At 45.1% G+C, this 19,885-nt stretch carries 17 protein-coding genes; 14 read left to right on the top strand and 3 right to left on the bottom strand.

All coding sequences use genetic code 11. The features are described from left to right. Window positions 1-37 precede the first annotated feature (37 nt). The 11 genes from BI182_RS06980 to BI182_RS07030 all read left to right on the top strand — a co-directional run bounded on the left by BI182_RS06980 (window position 38) and on the right by BI182_RS07030 (window position 13,391). Window positions 38-871, top strand: a complete 834-nt coding sequence (locus tag BI182_RS06980) for a CheR family methyltransferase (RefSeq protein WP_286806493.1) — start codon at window positions 38-40, stop codon at window positions 869-871. A 113-nt stretch (window positions 872-984) separates the two neighbouring features. After that, complete coding sequence (locus BI182_RS06985) at window positions 985-3,975, top strand: response regulator (protein WP_286806495.1); 2,991 nt, start codon at window positions 985-987, stop codon at window positions 3,973-3,975. Next, window positions 3,968-5,884, top strand: coding sequence for an HD domain-containing protein (locus BI182_RS06990; protein WP_148638136.1), 1,917 nt, complete (start codon window positions 3,968-3,970; stop codon window positions 5,882-5,884). The genes BI182_RS06985 and BI182_RS06990 overlap by 8 nt, the downstream gene beginning before the upstream one ends. A 133-nt stretch (window positions 5,885-6,017) precedes the next feature. Beyond that, window positions 6,018-6,593, top strand: coding sequence for a carbonic anhydrase (locus BI182_RS06995; protein ID WP_286806498.1), 576 nt, complete (start codon window positions 6,018-6,020; stop codon window positions 6,591-6,593). 60 nt (window positions 6,594-6,653) lie between these two features. Further along, window positions 6,654-7,901 carry a serpin family protein gene (locus BI182_RS07000; protein ID WP_084633581.1) on the top strand — a complete coding sequence of 416 codons (1,248 nt, stop codon included), beginning with the start codon at window positions 6,654-6,656 and terminating at the stop codon, window positions 7,899-7,901. Between the two features lie 228 nt (window positions 7,902-8,129). Continuing rightward, the gene (locus BI182_RS07005; RefSeq protein ID WP_070370975.1) at window positions 8,130-8,960 is read left to right on the top strand and encodes an undecaprenyl-diphosphate phosphatase; all 831 of its coding nucleotides are present in this window, start codon (window positions 8,130-8,132) and stop codon (window positions 8,958-8,960) included. Between the two features lie 40 nt (window positions 8,961-9,000). Beyond that, entirely contained in the window at window positions 9,001-9,825 is an 825-nt protein-coding gene (locus BI182_RS07010; RefSeq protein ID WP_286806502.1) for a nitroreductase family protein, read from the top strand. Between the two features lie 43 nt (window positions 9,826-9,868). Next, the gene (locus BI182_RS07015; RefSeq protein ID WP_148638133.1) at window positions 9,869-10,486 is read left to right on the top strand and encodes an ABC transporter ATP-binding protein; all 618 of its coding nucleotides are present in this window, start codon (window positions 9,869-9,871) and stop codon (window positions 10,484-10,486) included. Then, window positions 10,486-11,259 (top strand): ABC transporter permease, encoded by a 774-nt coding sequence (locus BI182_RS07020; protein ID WP_070370978.1) that lies wholly within the window; start codon window positions 10,486-10,488, stop codon window positions 11,257-11,259. Before BI182_RS07015 ends, BI182_RS07020 begins: the two co-directional genes overlap by 1 nt. A gap of 108 nt (window positions 11,260-11,367) precedes the next feature. Further along, window positions 11,368-12,654 (top strand): S-methyl-5-thioribose kinase, encoded by a 1,287-nt coding sequence (gene mtnK, locus BI182_RS07025; protein WP_286806506.1) that lies wholly within the window; start codon window positions 11,368-11,370, stop codon window positions 12,652-12,654. Between the two features lie 317 nt (window positions 12,655-12,971). Continuing rightward, complete coding sequence (locus tag BI182_RS07030) at window positions 12,972-13,391, top strand: hypothetical protein (protein WP_070370980.1); 420 nt, start codon at window positions 12,972-12,974, stop codon at window positions 13,389-13,391. Window positions 13,392-13,431: 40 nt separating this feature from the next. Here BI182_RS07030 and metA read toward each other — a convergent pair whose 3' ends face one another. Together metA and BI182_RS07040 are read right to left on the bottom strand one after the other, a co-directional pair. Continuing rightward, window positions 13,432-14,352, bottom strand: a complete 921-nt coding sequence (metA, locus tag BI182_RS07035; protein WP_286806509.1) for a homoserine O-acetyltransferase MetA — start codon at window positions 14,350-14,352, stop codon at window positions 13,432-13,434. 29 nt (window positions 14,353-14,381) lie between these two features. After that, complete coding sequence (locus tag BI182_RS07040) at window positions 14,382-15,665, bottom strand: O-acetylhomoserine aminocarboxypropyltransferase/cysteine synthase family protein (RefSeq protein ID WP_286806511.1); 1,284 nt, start codon at window positions 15,663-15,665, stop codon at window positions 14,382-14,384. Between the two features lie 596 nt (window positions 15,666-16,261). On the opposite strand from BI182_RS07040, the gene aroF reads away from it, so the two are divergent. The 3 genes from aroF (at window position 16,262) to BI182_RS07055 (ending at window position 18,952) form a co-directional block, all read left to right on the top strand. Continuing rightward, a complete protein-coding gene (gene aroF / locus BI182_RS07045) occupies window positions 16,262-17,272 on the top strand; it encodes a 3-deoxy-7-phosphoheptulonate synthase (RefSeq protein WP_070370983.1) in 1,011 nt (336 codons plus the stop codon). Continuing rightward, window positions 17,272-18,165: a prephenate dehydrogenase gene (locus BI182_RS07050; protein WP_286806513.1), complete on the top strand. Its 894-nt coding sequence runs from the start codon at window positions 17,272-17,274 to the stop codon at window positions 18,163-18,165. Before aroF ends, BI182_RS07050 begins: the two co-directional genes overlap by 1 nt. 175 nt (window positions 18,166-18,340) lie before the next feature. Further along, window positions 18,341-18,952, top strand: a complete 612-nt coding sequence (locus tag BI182_RS07055) for an FUSC family protein (protein ID WP_070370985.1) — start codon at window positions 18,341-18,343, stop codon at window positions 18,950-18,952. 114 nt (window positions 18,953-19,066) lie between these two features. On the opposite strand, the gene BI182_RS07060 is transcribed toward BI182_RS07055, so the two are convergent. Further along, complete coding sequence (locus tag BI182_RS07060) at window positions 19,067-19,798, bottom strand: hypothetical protein (RefSeq protein ID WP_070370986.1); 732 nt, start codon at window positions 19,796-19,798, stop codon at window positions 19,067-19,069. Window positions 19,799-19,885 lie beyond the last annotated feature (87 nt).

A 19,885-nucleotide genomic window follows, 5' to 3' on the forward strand; every position in this document is an offset into this window, starting at 1 on the left:
TGATTTGGACATCAGGTAGGATACTAGGGGGATACGGATGGGAACACAGGCAAATAAAACCATTTTTGAGCTGATTCGGATTATGAAAGAGGTTTATAAAAAAGATCTGACTATTTATGATGATGCTTTTCTGATTAAATCACTGGAGCGGCGGATGGCAGGCATTAAGCTTAGTGCTGCGGAATACCCCTTGTATTTACAGCAAAATCGCTTGGAAGCCGATTTATTAATGGCATCTTTTCAGATCACTTACAGCCAGTTCTTTAGAAACGCATTGACCTTTGCGGTGCTCGAAAAGCTGATTTTGCCGCAGCTCTTCAGTCAAAAACCGGAAAACGGGGAAATCAGAGTATGGTCGGCAGGTTGTTCCACTGGCCAGGAAGCTTATTCGATCGGAATTTTGTTAGAAGAAGGGATCAAGTCTGTGTCAAAGCCGAGGCGATTTCGAATTTTTGCCACCGATCTTTCATCGGAAGCCTTAAGCGTTGCCAGAACGGGCCTTTATGATGGCGATGATATTGCAAATATTCGTATGAAACAGCTGAAAAATTATTTCGAAAAACAGGGCGATGCTTACGCCATTGGATCGGAACTAAAAGAAAAAATCGATTTTTCGGAGTATGATTTATTGGATTCCCATTCGAGCAATCCTCCAGATAGCATTTTTGGTGATTTTGACATCATATTTTGTTGTAATCTGCTTTTTTATTATAGCACCGATGTGAGACGGTCAATAATCAGAAAACTAAAACGCTCTCTGGCCAAAGGCGGTTATTTGGTCACGGGCGAGGCTGAATCCATCTTTATGGCAAAAGATCAGGATTTAAAGATGCTGTCTTCCAGTGTGCCTATTTTTCAGATCAGTCGGTAATGGGATGAACAGAATATAATACCAAAATTCTTTTGCACAAAAGAAAGACTAACTACCATTGTGCGGTGTTGTCAAAATTGTTGCACCTCATAGTCATGGTTCCGGGAGAAAAGATGAACATTAAAAATTTAAAAGTAAAGACTCAGCTTGCGATTGGTTTTGTGAGTATCATATTTTTTGTTATTTTATTGGGGATTTTGGTTTATATGCAAACCAATACCATTGTAAATCAGGCAGAAACCATGTATGACCACCCCTTTAAGGTTACCCGGGCAATTGATCGGCTGGATGCGGACATTTTGAGTATGCGGGTGGGCGTTAGAGATCTGCTCTTGGCCAATACCCAGGAAGAACGTAATAGCGCCATTGAAGCGATGCAGCAATATGATGCCGATATCCAGATCCAATTTGATATTTTGCGGGAGCTTTATCTAGGGCCTAAACAGGATGTGGATGCGGCCTATAATGCTTACATCAACTGGGAAACGGCCCGGGCCGATATCGTGGCAAATGCTCTGGCCGGAGACCTGGAAACCGCCCGAAAAAGTCTGCTGCCGGGTGAAAAGGTGGGAGTCTATCGGGAGACCTTAACTGAAAAAATGGCAGTAATCGAAAATTTCGCCAGTAATAAAGCCGATGAACTCTATCAGGGCACAACGGACTTATATAGCCGAATAAAACTGCAATTAGTCATGATTGTATTAATCATTATGGTGTTATCCGTATTGATAAGCGTTCTTTTACTTCGAAATATTCAGGAACCGTTAAATGAGCTCACCCGAACAACGGATGAATTTCAAAACGGAAATCACAATGCCCGAAGTGTTTATGCTTACACGAATGAATTTGGGATCCTATCGGCTTCTTTTAATACGCTGGCTGATGACATTCAAAAAAACCTGGAGCTGAATGAACGAACAGCCAATTTTATTAAAATTATGCTAGCTGAAGAAGATGCCCAAATTTTCTTTAGAAAGACCCTCAATACCCTGTCCCGCTATACCGATTCCCAGGTGGCGGCGGTTTATCTGAGAAACGCCGATACGAATCAATTTGAGCATTTTGAATCAATCGGATTGGATGAAATAGGCCGGGCGGCGTTTGCCGGAGACACCCTGGAAGGAGAATTCGGAGCATCGCTTGCCAGTGGTCATTACACCCATATCAAGGATATCCCGGAGGATTCTCGATTTGTCTTTTATACGGTCAGTGGGAAGTTTATGCCCCGGGAAATTATCACCATTCCGATTATTTTTGGCGGTGAGGTTATTGCTGTGGTGTCCCTGGCCGCCATCGGAAAATACAATCAAAAAGCCATTGATTTTATCGAAAAGACCATTAGCACCATGAGTGCCCGAATTGAAGGGATTTTAGCCTATCGTACCATCAAAGCCTTTTCCCAGAAGTTGGAACATCAGAATCGGGAGCTGGATGCGCAGAAGAATGAAATGGAAGAACAGTCGGTGGAACTCATTCATCAGAACATCGAGTTGGAAATGCAGAAAAAAGAACTCAATGAGGCGAACCAACTTAAAACGAACTTTTTATCCAATATGAGTCATGAATTGCGGACACCGCTTAACTCGGTCATTGCCCTATCCGGAATTTTAAACCGGCGCCTTAAAAATGAGATTCCCGAAGAAGAATACAGCTATCTTGAAGTCATCGAACGGAATGGTAAAAATCTGTTGGCACTGATAAATGATATTCTGGACATTTCCCGGATCGAGGCGGGTCGTGAAGAGGTTGAAATCACCACCTTTAATATTAACCAATTGATCGATGAGGTGGTGGAAATGCTGGCACCTCAGGCCCGTGAGAAAAATGTGATCTGTCGTAACGGATCGGGCAACACGGCCGTTTATATTAACAGTGACAGCGATAAGTGCCGTCATATTCTGGAAAACCTGGCTGGCAATGCGGTTAAATTCACCGAGCAGGGTCAGGTCGAGTTATTCATTGGTCAAGATGACGAAAACATAGAGATTCGGGTTACTGACACCGGCATCGGAATTGATGAAAACTATCTGCCCTATATTTTTGATGAGTTCAGACAGGGAGATGGTAGTACTTCCCGTAAGTTTGGGGGCACCGGGCTGGGGTTGGCCATTGCACAAAAATATGCCCACCTGTTAGGGGGAACCGTTCGTGTGAAAAGCGTGGTCAATGAGGGATCTGAATTTATTTTGTCACTACCGATGAATTACGCACCGGATAAAAAGGTAGGAGAACCCGCCTATCAAGGACAACGGGGAAGCGGTCAATCAGCAACGAGTATATCAGCACCCCAATTGTCCGGAAAACCTTCAGCAGATCCCTCAAGCAAAACCCTGTTGATGGTTGAGGATAGCGAACCGGCGGTGATTCAGATTAGAGATTTGCTGGCTGAAAGCGGCCATACGATTAAGGTAGCCCGGAATGCCCAAGAAGCGTTTGAAATCATGGAAGAAGTGATTCCGGATGCCATGGTTCTGGATTTGATGATGCCGGGAATTGATGGATTTGAACTGCTTCAGACCCTCCGGGAAGCTGAAGCGACAGCGCATGTACCGGTGCTGATTCTGACTGCTAAGCATATTACCCAGGATGAGCTCAACTGTCTGACTAGAAATAACATTCATCAATTGATTCAAAAAGGTGATGTCAACCGGGATGAACTCAAAAAAGCCATCGATTCCATGCTTTATCCGGTAACGCATAAAAAAGAGATTAAGCCCCGGAAACCCCGGACGGATCAGCGTAAGCCATTGGTGCTGGCGGTGGAAGATAACCCGGACAATATGATCACGGTGAAAGCTTTGCTAAGCGATCATTTTCGGGTGTTGGAAGCAGCCGATGGTCAGGAGAGTATTGAGATGGCCAAACAGTTTGTTCCCGATCTGATTTTGATGGATATTGCCCTACCGGGAATTGATGGGATCCAGGCCTTTAAAGCGATTCGGGCCGTGCCGGGATTGGAGAAGATCCCGATCATTGCGTTAACCGCCAGTGCCATGACCCAGGATCGGGAAGGAATTTTAGCCCAGGGCTTTGATGCCTTTATCCCAAAACCGATCATTGAACGGGAGTTTTTAAAAGTAATACGGGAGGTACTCTATGGCTGATAGACAATTGAAATTTTTAGCAATTGATGATAATCAGGATAATCTGATCACCATGCGGGCACTGATCCGGGAAGCCTTTTCCGAAGCCAGGGTGCTGACAGCCACCACCGGAATCGAGGGGATTGCGATTGCCGGGGCAGAAGATCCCGATGTCATTCTACTGGACATTGTGATGCCGGAAATGGATGGCTTTGAAGTATGTCAAAGACTTAAGAGCGATCCTCAGACAAAAGAAATTCCAGTTGTTTTTGTCACCGCCATTAAAGGGGATCGGGAGCACCGTATTCTGGCGCTTGAGTCTGGTGCGGAAGCATTTTTAGCCAAACCCATCGATGAATCAGAATTGACTGCCCAACTCCGGGCGATGGTCAAAATAAAAGCCGCCAACCGTCAAAAGCAGGACGAACAAGGCCGCTTGACCCAGATGGTGGAAGAAAAAACGGCGGCCCTGAAGGCCGCCCATATCAAGACCATGGAACTGCTTAACAGCCTTAAAATCAGTGAAGAAAGAAACCGCCGACTGATTACTCAGATGGAGCAGGGCCTGGCCGTACATGAGGTTCTGGTCGATCATAATGGGAAACCAGCAGATTGCAACTTTTTGTATGTTAACCCCAGCTTTGAACGGCTGACCGGATTAAAAAGTCAGGATATTCTGGGGAAAACCCTATCAGAAATCATGCCCGATTCAACGAATTTTCTGGTTGAAAAATATGCGCAACTAATCAAAACAGGCGCATCAATGCGCTATGAAATGTATTTTGAGCAGTTTGCAAAATACTTTGAAGTGGTGGCTTATTCCCCAGAGCCCCAGCAGGTGGCGGTGATTATTTCCGACATTACCGAAAGAAAACAGACCGAAGAAAAGATCCGCTACTTAAGCAATCATGATTATCTCACCGGGGTTTACAATCGCCGCTATTATGAAGAAGCCCTGATTAACATTGATCGGGATGAAAATCTGCCGCTGAGTCTGGTTATTTCTGATGTCAATGGTTTAAAGCTGGTTAATGAATCGTTTGGGCATGCCTTGGGTGATGAGTTGCTAAAAAAAGTGGCCGGGATCATCCAGGCAGAGTGCCGGAATCAGGACGTGGTGGCCCGGCTTAGTGGGGATGAATTCATTGTACTGCTACCCCAGACGGATGAGGATCAAACGGCAAAAATTGTCAAACGGATGAAAGTCGCAGCACTGGAACAATCCGTTGGAAACATTGATTTCTCGATTTCGTTTGGCTATGAAACCAAAACCGAAAGTCACCAGACTATTCAGGAGGTGCTAAAGAACGCTGAAGATAACATGTATCGTCACAAACTCTATGAAAGTGCCAGCATTAAAAACAGAACCATCGATTTGATTATGAATACGCTTTATGAAAAAAGCAGCCGTGAAATGCTGCATTCTCAGCGAGTCAGTGAAATCTGCGAAAAAATCGCAGCAAAAATGAATTTTGATCAGGATGATATCAGTCAGGTAAAGGCCGCCGGATTAATTCATGACATTGGAAAAATGGGGATCGATGAAAAAATACTCAATAAACCTGGGGGACTGAATCCGGACGAATGGAAAAAAATCCAACGACATCCTGAAATTGGCTATCGGATTTTAAGTTCATCCAGCGAATTTTCAGAGTTGGCCAGATACGTACTGGAGCATCAGGAACGCTGGGATGGAAAAGGTTACCCGAAACAACTGATGGGGGAAGAAATCTCAATCCAGGCTCGGATTATCGGGGTGGCGGATGCCTTTGATGCGATGACCTGTGACCGGGCTTATCGTAAAGGGTTGAGTGTTCATGAGGCGGTGGCTGAAATAAAAAAATGTGCTGGCAGTCAGTTTGATCCGGAAGTCGCCAATGTCTTTATCGAAAAAGTTTTAAATGAGTATCCCGCCCAAGTGATTGATTAAAAAATACTCAATGGCGATTGTTGATACGATAAAACTCCAGGCAGGGTTTTAAGCAAGTGCGTCGATAACCTCCATTGAGTAGATCACTCAATGAAATATATAAATCACGACTAAATTTGAAAAGAGGTTTGCTATGTGTGAAAAAAAACAGGATGTCATTGAAGCGGTAATAAAGAAGTTACAACAGGGGAATCAGGTCTTTGTGACAGCGGAAAAAAACCCTGGTGATGTTTCTCCAAAGGTACGAAGCAAAAATGTGGAAGCGGGTCAGAAACCCGATGCGGTAGTTGTGACCTGTTCGGATTCCCGGGTGCCGCCGGAACATATTTTTTCGGCTGGAATCGGTGAGTTGTTTGTGATTCGAACGGCTGGCAATGTGATTGGTGATTTTGAACTGGGCAGTATTGAATATGCCGTTGGTCATTTGGGGACATCCGTAGTGTTGGTGCTGGGGCATAATCACTGTGGGGCAGTGGCTGCCGCCATGCAGGGGCATGGTCACGGGTATATTACATCGATTGTGGAAGAAATACAACCAGCCATTGCAGGCGAGGAAAATGTTGCTACATGTGAAAACCTTAACATTGATAATAGCATTAAGAGAATTCTTCAAAGTGAGGCCATTAATGAACGAATCAATGCGGGCGAGGTCAGGGTTTTGGGTGCAAAATACAATCTGGAATCGGGAGTCGTGGAGTTTTTCGGGTAATCGCTTAAAGTAAAACGTAGTTATGGTGTGCCAGTGGGGTTAAAGAAAAAGGAGACCAAGATGAAACGAAAACTGCTAATACTGATGGGCGTGTTTGGAATGGCGGCTCTGTTATTTATGGGCTCTGGTTGCAAAAAAAACGAGATATCAAAACCATCGACAGAGGTGTTGAATTCGTTTGACACATCCTTGGTTGAAAAGACCAATGACTTTGGATTCAATCTCTATAAAAAGCTGGCAACGGAAAAGAAAAACAGCATGATCTCACCTGTTGGCATCTCCCTGGCCATGGAAATGGCCTATAATGGCGCAACCGGAGAAACCCGGGAGGCGATGGCAAAAGCCTTAAATATTCAGGGCATTGATGGTGACCGTCTAAACGAAAACAATCAGGCCCTGTTGTATTTTTTAACCTCGACAGACCCCAAGCTGACCTTAAATATTGCCAATTCGATCTGGATGAGGGAAGACTTTAAATTTTCAGAAGCGTTTGTCAAAACCGTGAAGCAAGATTATCAGGCGGATGCCCAAAAATTGGATTTTGCTGATCCCAAGTCGGCCGATGTCATTAACAAATGGGTTAAAGATGAAACTCAGGGCAATATTGATCAGATTGTTACCCCGCCCATTGACCCGGAAACGATCATGTTTTTGATAAATGCCGTCTATTTTAAAGGAGCCTGGAGCAGTCCTTTTGAAAAGGATCTTACCAGCGATCAGAGTTTTACTCTGGCTGATGGACAGAGCGTGACGGTGCCGACAATGTACCAGACCGGTTCCTTTGACTATTTAAAAACAGCCAGTTTTCAGGCCTTGCGGCTTCCCTATGGTGAAAATGAGCAGATGGCCATGGTGTTATTTTTACCCAACGAAGATTCCAGCCTGAGTGACTTCCAGCAGCAGCTCAATCAGGATAACTGGTCAAACTGGATGAGTCTTTTTGAAAAAAAAGAGGGCAGCCTGATGCTGCCGAAGTTTACTTTGGAATATGAAAATTCATTGAACCAGGCCTTAACGGATCTGGGGATGGGAGTTGCTTTCCAACCGGGAAAAGCGGATTTTTCAGGAATGGCAGCAACCGACACCGCAGCTGATATTTATATCAGCGATGTTAAGCACAAGACCTTTGTTCAGGTAGATGAGGCCGGTACCGAAGCCGCCGCCGTGACCTCGGTGGAAATCAGCGTTACCAGCATGCCTGCCTATGATTTTGAACTTAAATTCGACCGACCATTTTTCTATGTCATTCAGGACAGCAAAACCGGAGCCATTGTTTTTATGGGAACGGTGTTTGACCCAAGTAAATAATAATTAATTCCGGTGTTATTATGACTGATAGCACCGGTTTTTTTTCTTTGGTTTTATTTAAGATTCCGGTCTGTTTTCAGCATTATTCCATAAAAACATTGTAATTTCGGGCATAAAAAAGTAAACTAAATGATATGAGTTTATTTTTTGTTTCAAGGAGATGTGATCGCAATCGGATCGGTCTTCGAGACAAAGCGACTTAAAATTACAGGCAAGAGAGAGGAAAAAATGGGGTTTGTAGAAATTTTAAAGGCAATCTTTCTGGGGATTGTGGAAGGTGTAACCGAGTGGCTGCCAATCAGCAGCACTGGGCATATGATATTAGTGGATGATTTTATAAAACTGAATATGTCCGACCCGTTCATTGAAATGTTTTTATACGTCGTTCAGTTGGGCGCCATTCTGGCAGTGGTTTATATCTATTGGCATAAACTGGTGCCGTTTTCATTTAAAGATAAAAAAATAATGATCCGTAAAAACACGGTCATCCTCTGGTCAAAAATTGCGGTGGCTTGTATTCCGGGAATCCTGGCCTATTTGCTGCTGGATAGTCTCTTCGATACCTATTTTATGAATTCAATCGTTGTGGCAGCGATGCTGATTCTCTATGGGATTCTTTTTATTGTGATTGAAAATTACAACAAAAAGCGTAAACCGGAGATTGTCAAGTTATCGGAACTCAGTTATAAACGGGCCCTGCAGATTGGTGCCTTTCAGGCTTTATCGATTGTACCGGGGACATCTCGATCCGGGGTAACCATTCTGGGGGGGATGATTTTGGGGACATCCCGAACGGTGGCTGCCGAATTTACCTTTTTTATGGCCGTTCCGGTCATGTTCGGGATCAGTTTATTAAAACTGATTAAATTTGGTTTTGCCTTTACCCTTTGGGAAGTGGTAATATTATTAGTAGGAATGATCTCGGCCTTTATTACTTCCATATTGGCCATTAAATTTCTGATGACCTATATTAAAAAGCATGATTTTAAAATTTTCGGCTGGTACCGCATTGTACTGGGTGTCATCGTGTTGTTCTATTTCTTTATCACCGGTAATTAGGATAATTTGAAATGGCATTTGATGTTGAAAGGAAGAAAAAATGATTAAGATTGATCAGGAAAAATGTATTGGTTGTGGCGCATGTGTTGAAGATTGCTTTACTCGGGATCTGGTGATTGAAGCGGACAAGGCCAAAGTCCTTAACAAAACCTGTATTAAATGCGGCCATTGTATCGCCATCTGTCCGGTAAATGCCGTCAGCATCAGCGACTACGACATGAGCGAAGTGAAGGAATATGAAGCCGCCAGCTTTGACATCGAACCGGAAAATCTGCTGAATTTCATTAAATTTAGGCGGTCGGTCCGACAGTTTAAAGACCAGCCCATCGAAAAAGAAAAACTGGAGACGATTATTGAGGCTGGCCGATTTACCCCAACTGGCGGAAACCGTCAGCCGGTGTCTTTTGTGGTGGTTCAGGATCAACTTTCAGAGTTGACCGGACTGGCCCTGGAAAGCCTTAACAATCTGGGAAAAGTGCTGCTGGCCGATAGGGAAAAGACCCCACCGCTGATTGCCTATTATGCGGAGCGGTGGCTGCAGATGTATGAAGGCTATCTGGCAAATCCGCAAAAAACCACCGATTTGTTTTTTAATGCCCAAGCCGTTGTGATTATCGTCTCGGAATCACCCATTGATGGTGGCCTGGCTTCATCGTCGATGGAACTGATGACCCATGCCCAAGGACTGGGAATGTTCTACAGTGGCTTTTTTGTCCGGGCTGCGGCCAACAGCGAAAAAATAAGACGTTTTCTGGGGATTGAAGAGACCAACAAACAAGTGATTGCCTGTCAGGTGATGGGCTATCCCAAGGTCTCTTATCAGCGCACCGTGCCCCGAAAGAAGCCGGTAGTATCCTGGCGATAAGGCGATCAGCCGGAGTGTAACAGCGTTTAAAATGAGGTAAAAGATGGCCTATCTGGAATTTCGGAATATTTTCTTAAACTATGATCAGCGGACAATCTTTTCCGGTTTTAATCTGGAAATTGAGCGTCAGGAAAAGGTTCTGCTCTGTGCGCCGTCCGGCCGGGGCAAGACCAGTCTGGTTAAAATGCTGCTGGGTTTTGTGGTACCGGAAGCCGGGGAAATCCTGGTTGACGGGATGCGGCTGACCGGGAAAACGGTTAATGACATTCGCCGCAAAATTGCTTATGTGAGTCAGGATGCTGATATTCCCAGGGGAATAGTCAGTGAAGTTTTCGCGAGCGTTTTTAATTTTCCGGTCAACCGTCATTTAAGTTATCAGGAAGCGGTTTTACGGGACTGGCTTAAAACCATGTCCCTGCCGGAAGATACCCTCGAGAAAAACATCGATGCCCTTTCCGGCGGCGAACGGCAACGGCTGGCCCTGGTTCTGGGGATTCTGCTGGATCGGGAGATCTGGATTCTTGATGAAATTACCACCGGTCTGGATCAGGAGCTGAAGAAAAAAATGGTGGAGCTGCTTTTAAGCTACGACAAAACCATTTTAGTGGTCTCCCACGACGATATTTATAAAAATCAGAGACTCCGGGAGGTGAGCTGGTAATGGGCGTTCAGGAAATACCCTTTTATACCCCTTTTTATCTGCTGATTTTTGTGCTGCCGATGGCCATTATCAATTTTAAACTGGGAATCGGCCTTAATAAACGGACGATTTATGCCCTCTTCCGGATGACCATCCAGCTGGTGCTGGTGGGCTTTTTTCTGCAGTACATCTTCTTGTTCAACAACCTCTGGGTAAACTCGGCTTATGTTTTATTTATGATTGGGGCGGCCGGTTTATCCACCGTTAAAACCTGTGGATTAACCGTCAAAAAACAGTTATTACCGATTGTCATCGGCTTTGGTCTGCCCAACCTGGGGATGATTCTCTTTATCAATCAATTTGTCATCGGTTTGGACAACATCTTTGACGCCCAGTATTATATTCCCCTGATGGGAATGCTGCTGGGCAACAGCCTCAGCGGCAACATTATCGGCATCAATACTTTTTACAATGGCTTAAGGCAAAATGAACGGCTCTATCAGTATCGGCTGGCTTTAGCCGCCAATCAGTGGGAAGCCACCCTGCCCTGGTATAAAGAAGCCGTTATTGCCTGTATGAACCCCATCATTGCTTCCACCGAAACTATTGGTCTGGTATCCCTGCCCGGCATGATGACGGGCCAGATTCTTGGCGGTTCGATGCCGATGACAGCCATTGTCTACCAGATTGTGATCATGGGTGCGATTCTGATTTCCCGTTATTTCGGCATTCATTTCTCGATTTTATTAACCCGGAAGCAGGCCTTTGATGACTATGATCGGTTAATCCGGTAGAATCGATGCAAAAAATTCCCATTAGTCAAATAATTAGTTCATTTATTTCGCCCTCGCAACGTGATAAACTATAAAATATTGAATTCGTTTAAAAATGCGAGGTAGCAGATGTCCTATAAAGATTTAACACCCAGTACCGTCATTGAGTACATCAAAGCAAATACGGATATTTTTCCAGCTGCGGCCAAACTTGAAGTTTATGAAGTTGGCGGCGGCGAAGACGACGGCGATGGTTTTGTCAATCACATCTATCGGGTATGGGATGAAAGCGGGCGATCGGTTATTCTCAAACAGGCCAAACCCTACCTGAAACTATTTGGCGAAGGGGCACCGCTGACGGCCAAGCGCAACCAGCTGGAATCGGAAATGATCAAGTTAAGAACGGCTATCACTCCGGAATATCTGCCGGAAATGTATCACCTTGATCCAGACAATAATCTTTTTATTTATGAAGACTGCGGACGCCTGAAAATTATGCGTTTTGAATTGACCAAGGGGAAACGGTTTCCTAAATTCCCCCAACAGATGGGTGAATTTTTGGCCAAATCGAATTTTTATACCTCTGAGATCTATCTGGATCAGGTTGCCCACAAGGTACTGGCATGTAAATTTATGAACCCGGAAATGCGGGTGATTATGGAAACCATTTTGTTCCTGCGGGAATCTTTTATTGAGGGGGAAGTCGATTTACCGCCGGGAGATCCCAATCATCTGGTGATGAGTGATCTGCTCTGGGAAAAACGGGAACTGCGGGTTGAGCTCCTGAAGCTGCGGGGCATTTTCATGAAAAAGAGTGAGTGTCTGGTGCATGGCGATCTGCATACCTCCAACATTATGATTGACGAAAATGAAATGAAGATCATTGACATGGAATATCCCTTCATGGGGCCGTCCTCATCTGATAGCGGCTATCTGTTGGGGAACCTGATCTATGAATATATTGCCTGGTTCCACCATGATGAAGGAACCAAATCGTCTCGGAAAGCCTATCGTCAGGAAATACTGGGCTACATCCGCGATTTCATCAGCGAGTATCAGCGGGTTTACTGTGCAAGCTGGGATCAGGATGCTAAACCAATGTATCGTGAGTATACCGAATATCGCGATGAGCTGTTACGTACCTACATCAAAGAGGTCTGCGGTTTCGCTGGTTGCCAGATTATCAGTCGGGTCGGTAACATTGTGCCACTGCCGGATTTTGATGTGATTAAAAACCCGGTCAGCCGCAACTGTGCAAGACGTCTGTCGTTGCTGATTGCTGATGCGTTGGTTATGAAACGGGAAGAAATGGAATCGGTAGAAGACATCATTTCCTTAATCGAAACCATTACCTACCGCTATTTTGATGTGATGAAGGCGTTAAAGAACCGCAGTAAAAGCGGCCAGGCAAATTAGAAGGAATCATAAACTCAAGCGATTTTTGGCTTGAGTTTTTTGTTTGCTGAAATGTCGGCAGGGGAATGTTTATTTTTACGGAAATGTGGTAGAATAAGAATACGAAAATAGGTTGGAACGAACGGAAATCTTTTTTATAAAAAAAGGAGGGCTAAGCGAAACAAGAGGTTATAAAAAGCCGGATGAGTAACTGAAAGCATGTCTGAAATCGGTTGCAAGTAAATTAGCCGGTCAAGCTGCAGTTAAGAATTTAGGATAACAGGCAGAAAGGGGATTCCAGCTATTCGCGTAAAATTATCATTCAGGAGGAAAAAGTCATGAAAAAAAATAAATTAACACTTTATCTTGTGGCCATAACGATTATGATGGTTTCGGTTCTTTTGATGGGGGCCAGCTGCAGCGCAACATCAGCCAACGTCAGCAATGCAGTGATGACAACCGGGGTAGATGACAGTTCATTGCCGATTGATGAAGTCACTTCATTTCCAGTCAATACCGACGTTTATGTAGCAGCGGAACTCCACAACGCCCCGGATGATACCGATATTACCTTTATCTGGTATCTGGAAGATCAGGTAGTCGATTCTGTGACCATCAATAACGGTGATGTCAGTGATGCACCGCTGTGGGGCATTCTGCCAGCTGAGCTGGTTACCACACCAGGCAACTATGCCGTTGAAATTTATATTGATGACCGGGAAGATCCCGATACGGTTACTGAATTTACGGTTAAGTAAAAAAATAAAAGCGCAGGTCGCCTGCGCTTTTATAATGCCCTTAAAAGGCTGCGTTAGATAATTCAAACGGTGTTTCCTGATAAACGTAGTAATTCAGCCAGTTGCTAAACAGCAGGTTGGCATGGCCCCGCCAGCGCACCACCGGTGGCTGAGTCGGGTCGTCATTGGGGTAGTAGTTGATGGGAATATTGATTGGTTTACCCTGGGAAACATCACGGTCATATTCACCCTTTAGGGTTAGGGGGTCGTATTCGCTGTGGCCGGTGACAAAAATCTGGCGACCGTTTTGGGCCATGACAATATAGACCCCGGATTCAGGGGATGCCGCCATGATTTCCAGATCGGGATGGGCCTCAAGTAGTTCCCGGCGGATTCCGGTGTGTCGGGAATGGGGCACATAGAAGGTATCGTCAAAGCCCCGAAAGAGTTTGACATAGGCCTGTTCCAGGTGGTGTTCAAAAACACCAAAGGCTTTTTCGGGCAACAAATACTTCTCAATTCCATAATGATAATAGAGTCCGGCCTGGGCACCCCAACAGATATGCAGGGTGGAAAAGACATTGGTTTTGCTCCAGTCCATAATCTCGGTGAGCTCGTCCCAGTAGTCTACCGCTTCAAATTGCAGGGTTTCAATCGGGGCGCCGGTAATAATCAGGCCATCAAACCGCTGCGCTTTGATATCTTCAAAATAACAATAGAAAGAGCCTAGATGTTCGGACGGGGTGTTTTTACTTTCATAGGTTTTTGTTTGCAGTAGGGTTACCTCAATTTGCAGCGGTGTATTTCCTAAAAGCCGCAACAGCTGGGTTTCAGTGGTGATTTTAGTCGGCATCAGATTGAGAATGGCAATTTTTAAGGGCCGGATATCCTGATGACTGGCCCGGTCAGCATCCATCACAAAGATGTTTTCATTGGCCAGAATCTGACTGGCGGGCAGATTAGTGGGTATTTTTATCGGCATTGGTTCACCTCCGGGTGATTGATTAAAAACTAAAGCGCCTGAGAAAAGGCCTGATCGAGATCAGCCAGAATGTCGTCACTGTGTTCCAGTCCAATCGACAATCGGATCATATCTTCAGTAACACCGGCAGCAATCAGGTCATCACCAGACAATTGCTGATGGGTGGTGGTGGCGGGATGAATCACCAGCGATTTGGCATCGGCAACGTTGGCCAGATGGGTAAACAGGGTCAGGCTGTCAATAAATTTACGGGCGGCGGCGATGCCGCCTTTGATGCCAAAGGTGAAGATCGAACCAGGGCCTTTTTTAAAGTATTCGTCAGAAAGAGACTTATATGGATTATCAGAAAGTGACGGATAGTTAACCCAGGAAACCTGAGGGTGGTTGGTCAAGTAAGAGACCACTTTCTGAGTGTTTTCAAGATGCCGATCCAGGCGTAACGACAGGGTTTCCAGACCCTGTAACAGTAGAAAGGCATTAAAGGGACTGATGCAGGCACCAGTATCCCGGAGCAACTGAACCCGGGCTTTGACAATAAAGGCCGCGGCACCAATGTCGGTGGCGTAGGTAATGCCGTGATAGCTGGCATCGGGGGTGGTAAACAGCGGGAAGCGGCCGCTGCCAGCCCAGTCAAAACTGCCGCCGTCAACGATGATGCCGCCGATGGTGGTGCCGTGTCCGCCGATAAATTTGGTAGCCGAATAAACTACGATGTCGGCACCAAAATCCAGTGGCCTAAATAAGTAGGGGGTGGCAAAGGTGTTGTCAACAATCAGTGGCAACCCGTTATCGTGGGCGATTTGGGCCACGGCTTTGACATCAACAATATTAATAGCCGGATTCCCCAGTGATTCGATATAGATGGCCTTGGTATTTTCATTGATGGCAGTGCGGAAATTCTCAGGGTCATCCGGGTTAACAAAGGTTGTTGTAATACCGAGCCGGGGCAGGGTGGCGCTTAAGAGATTATAGGTACCACCATAAAGGGTGGATGCGGCCACCAGTTCATCTCCGCTACCGGCGATATTGAGAATGGTGGCAGTAATGGCTGCCGAGCCGGAAGCAAAGGCCAGGGCACCGACGCCGCCTTCTAAAAGCGCCATCCGTTCTTCTAGCACACTGGTGGTGGGATTCATAATCCGGGTATAGATATTGCCCGGTTCTTCCAGGCCAAATAGCCTTTGGGCGTGTTCGCTGTTGTCAAAAACATAAGAGGTGGTCTGATAAATGGGAACCGCCACCGCATGGGTGGTGGGATCAGGGCTTTGACCGCCATGGAGTTGGAGCGTTTCAAATTTTCGGGTATCCTTCATAATCGTATCTCCTTATATCATTATTAATAAATTACATATCATTCCAGTAGGAATTATAAGCAATATAACATAAATAACCAGATCTTGTCAATATGTAAAGCAAAGAATGAAAAATTAACACGTTTTTAATCACTATTTATTTGACATTGATAAAAATTAGGTCTATAATAAACCAAAATACACGTTACAGGTCAACAAGGTTGTGGAAAAGTTCATTTTCTTTGTTGTAAGGTGTCCTGAGAGGAATATCATGGCAGAGTTAAGAAGAAACTTAAATGAATATTATTACGTTAACACCCAAAGCTATTGGTTTTTTAGCTTTGGTTATTTTGCGTACAATCAATTAAGTTCCTTTGAGAATCCCAACCCATGAGAAATTTTTAGCGATACCGGTGTATTGAGTAAAAGTTGATTTTTAGGAGGCTTCTTAGGAAGTCTCCTTTTTTTTCGCAAGTCAAAGGCCAAAGATCATGCTGGCAATTTGGACGCTGACTGCGAATCACCAGAAATCAGAAAGGCGCTTTCTGGTGGTCTTCGGTGCACAGAAGATAAAAATGGGGCCAAGTGATCAGTTCGTAAATTAATGGAGGAAGAAAATGATAATAGTTGTTAAACCCAACACCAAAGAAGAAGATATTCAGAGGTTAATCAAGATGATTGAAACACAGGGGTTAAACATTCATTACTCAAAAGGTGTGGATCACACCATTCTAGGAATAGTAGGGGATACAACCTTGGCAGATGTGGAAAAAATCCGTTCAAACCGTATTGTAGAAAATGTACTCAGAGTTCAGGAACCCTATAAGAAAGCCAATCGTCTCTTTCATCCCGATGACACCATCATTAACGTTAAGGGCCGAAAAATCGGTGAAGGGACAATCAGTGTGATGGCTGGCCCCTGTTCGGTGGAGAGCGAAGAACAGGTTGTAGCGATTGCCAGAAGTGTCAAAGCTTCCGGAGCTACTTTTCTGCGGGGCGGAGCTTTCAAGCCACGAACATCACCCTATGCGTTTCAGGGGTTGGGATATGAAGGGCTAGAGTTACTTAAGATCGCCAGAAAAGAAACCGGATTGCCAATTGTTAGCGAACTGATGTCGCTGGAGCATTTGCAAGCTTTTGAAGATGTCGATATTATTCAGGTAGGTGCCAGAAACATGCAGAATTTTGATTTGCTCCGGGAATTGGGAAAAATTGACAAGCCGATCCTGCTTAAACGGGGGATGTCATCGACGATGCAGGAATTCCTGATGTCGGCTGAATACATCATGAAGGAGGGCAATGATAAGGTCATTCTCTGTGAACGGGGCATTCGCACCTTTGAAACCGCCACCCGAAATACCCTGGACATCAGCTGTATTCCGGTGCTCAAGCAAAAGAGTCACTTACCGATTATTATTGACCCCAGTCATGCCACCGGGCTGTCCTGGACGGTTGAAGCATTGACCAAGGCCGCCATCGCTGCCGGTGCCGATGGGGTGATGATTGAGGTTCATAACAATCCGGAAGAAGCCCTGTGTGACGGCGAACAGTCGATTACCCCGGAACAATTCCATAAAATTATGATCACGGTCAAAAAATACGCCGAATTTGAGAACAAGGTGATGTAATGAAAAAACGTGAAGATTCCATCGTTGGCTTTATCGGCCTGGGTCTGATGGGTGGGGCTTTGGCCATGGGACTCAGGAAGCAGGGGCCCCGAGAAATCTGGGCTTATGATTTAAACCCGTCGGTGATTAAAAAGGCCTTGGATCAGGGCGTGATTGATCAAGGGGTCTGGGACTCAGCGGGGCTTCAAAAAATGCTGCCCCAATGCGATCTGGTGTTTATCTGCCTGACCCCAATGGACACCCTGGCTTTTTTAGCCCTGTACATGGAAGACTTCAAGCCGGGGGCGATTGTCACGGATATTATCGGGGTCAAAGAAGTGGTCTTTAAAAACCTCGGCAATCTGTTGCGCAAAGATATCGATTATATTCCCGGACACCCGATGGCGGGCAGTGAAAAAGAAGGCTTCGGCGGGGCCGATGATCGGATCTTTAAGAACCGGAATTATATTTTGACCCCCTTACCCTCCAATCAGCCGGAGAATATTGGGTTGATCCGGGACATTGTTACGGATCTGGGTTTTAATCATATTGTTGAAACCACCACCGAAATTCACGACCAGAAAATAGCCTTCACCTCCCAGCTTTGCCATGTGATTGCGGCGGCCCTGGTTGATTGTGAGGATGATCTGTCGATTACTGATTTTGAGGGCGGCAGCTTTGGTGATCTGACCCGGATTGCCATGATCAATGCCCCCATGTGGACGGAATTGTTTATGTGCAACCGTAAAAATTTGCTTGATCAGATTGAGAAATTTGAGACCAGCCTGGCTGCCATGAAAGACATGATCCGTTTGGATGAAAAGGAAGAATTGATTGATCGACTTCAATCAGTTCGGGAAAAACGCATTGCCATGGGGGAGATTCGGGCGGCGAAAAGCTTAAAAAATCTGTGAGTTTGCTTAAGAGATGCGCTGTGAAAACTATTACATCAGCCTGAAAATGATTACGCTATTGACTTAATTGAATATGGGAGTATACTCTAGGTAAAGAAACATTTGAAATCATAATTTTTAGTGGGAACAAAACGAAGAGGGTAAAAGTTAAATAAATAATTGGAGCAAAAAGATCATGAAATTATGTCATCTGCCATCCCTTGGTATGAGAAACATAAAAACGGTGCTGGCAGTATTCATCTGTGTGGTGGTATTTGCAATAATGGGACCGGAGTTTAATCCACTGTTTGCTGCAATTGCAGCGGTGCTTACCATGGGGCCGAGCATTGAAAATTCCATCGAAACTGGTTGGAATCGGATATTGGGAACCATCTTTGGTGGAGCAGCGGGACTGCTGGGCATTTTTGCCGCTAACTTAATTCCTTATGAATTTGCCTATGTGGCTATTATTCCGCTGGGTATTATGTTACTGATCTATCTATGTAATAATTTTCATAAAGCAGGTGCCATTGTTATTACCTGTGTGATGTTTCTCAGTGTCATGACCACCTATCCCCAGGACGCTGGCAGCTACATGCTGGCAATGTTAAGGCTGCTGGAAACAGCATTTGGGATCATTGTGGCGTTTTTAATCAATCGTTTTATCAAGGTTCCGGAATGCGACGAAAAGTCAGCTGATGAGGGATCAGAAACAGAAAAAGAGCTGGTCACCGAGGCAGAAAAACCGGGTAATGACCATCAGAAGTTTAAAGTATCAAGTTTTTTGTATATGCTATTCAAACCATAGGTTTTACGTTTATTCTGGATTTTTGTGACGTCTGGACAAACTAAAATATAATTACCCCTCCCCTTAAAAAAGAGACCACCCGAATACCAGGTGGTCTTTTTTTAGTAAAAAAAATTATTTAAGATGACCGATTACCGTCAGTTTTGCGTTGAAGACCGCCGCCAGTTCGGGTAAGGCAAAAGGTTTGATACTGGCAATTACGGTGGTGGCCGGACCGGCAGAATCCACTACATTCAGATTATTGGGCATCGCTTCAAATTGGTACTGATGAATGGCGGCAAGATTGGTGGCTTCGTATAAAATTCCCTTGGAGCCGCAGGGGACAATCTCATTAACAGCGGGATTTTCGGTTAAGGTTTTAAGATCCTGATAATCGGCGATTTCCGGATCACCTTCGAGAACAAGAGCGGCCCCGAATTTGGGTTTGCCAATGCAGATCACTAAATCCCCGGGTGCAGAGGGGGTGATTCGTAATCGCTTGGCGATGCCCACAACAAAAATGCCAAAGCCGGTCATACAGGTTTTGAAATTTTCTTCAGTTGAACCGTTAATGGGTAGTTCCCCGATGCCAGCCCGCGCCAGTTCTTCCTTAATTCCCTGGATCAGGGCAGCGCCAGTGGGCTCCATTTCACCGACGATGGTGTTGGAAAGACTGATAATCTCGGTGCCGCAGGATAGCAGCTCAAAAAGACAGACCCGGGCGGCAAAAATCGAAATATATTTTGTAGGAACACACAATTCGTCCCCGGGCTTCTCTCCGACACCACCACTGCTGTCACAGGCCGTGACCAGGAGGGTATCGGGAAGCTCAAGGACCGACAGGTCACGATATTGATAAGTTTTCATCAGATCCTCCTTTGGGGGATTGGTTTGCTAATAGTGAAAGTGTCCTGGGCTTGGTGAGTCATTTGGTAATAGCGGCAGTAGGGTAAA

The organism is Acetobacterium sp. MES1 (assembly GCF_002237635.1).
Taxonomy (GTDB): domain Bacteria; phylum Bacillota; class Clostridia; order Eubacteriales; family Eubacteriaceae; genus Acetobacterium; species Acetobacterium wieringae.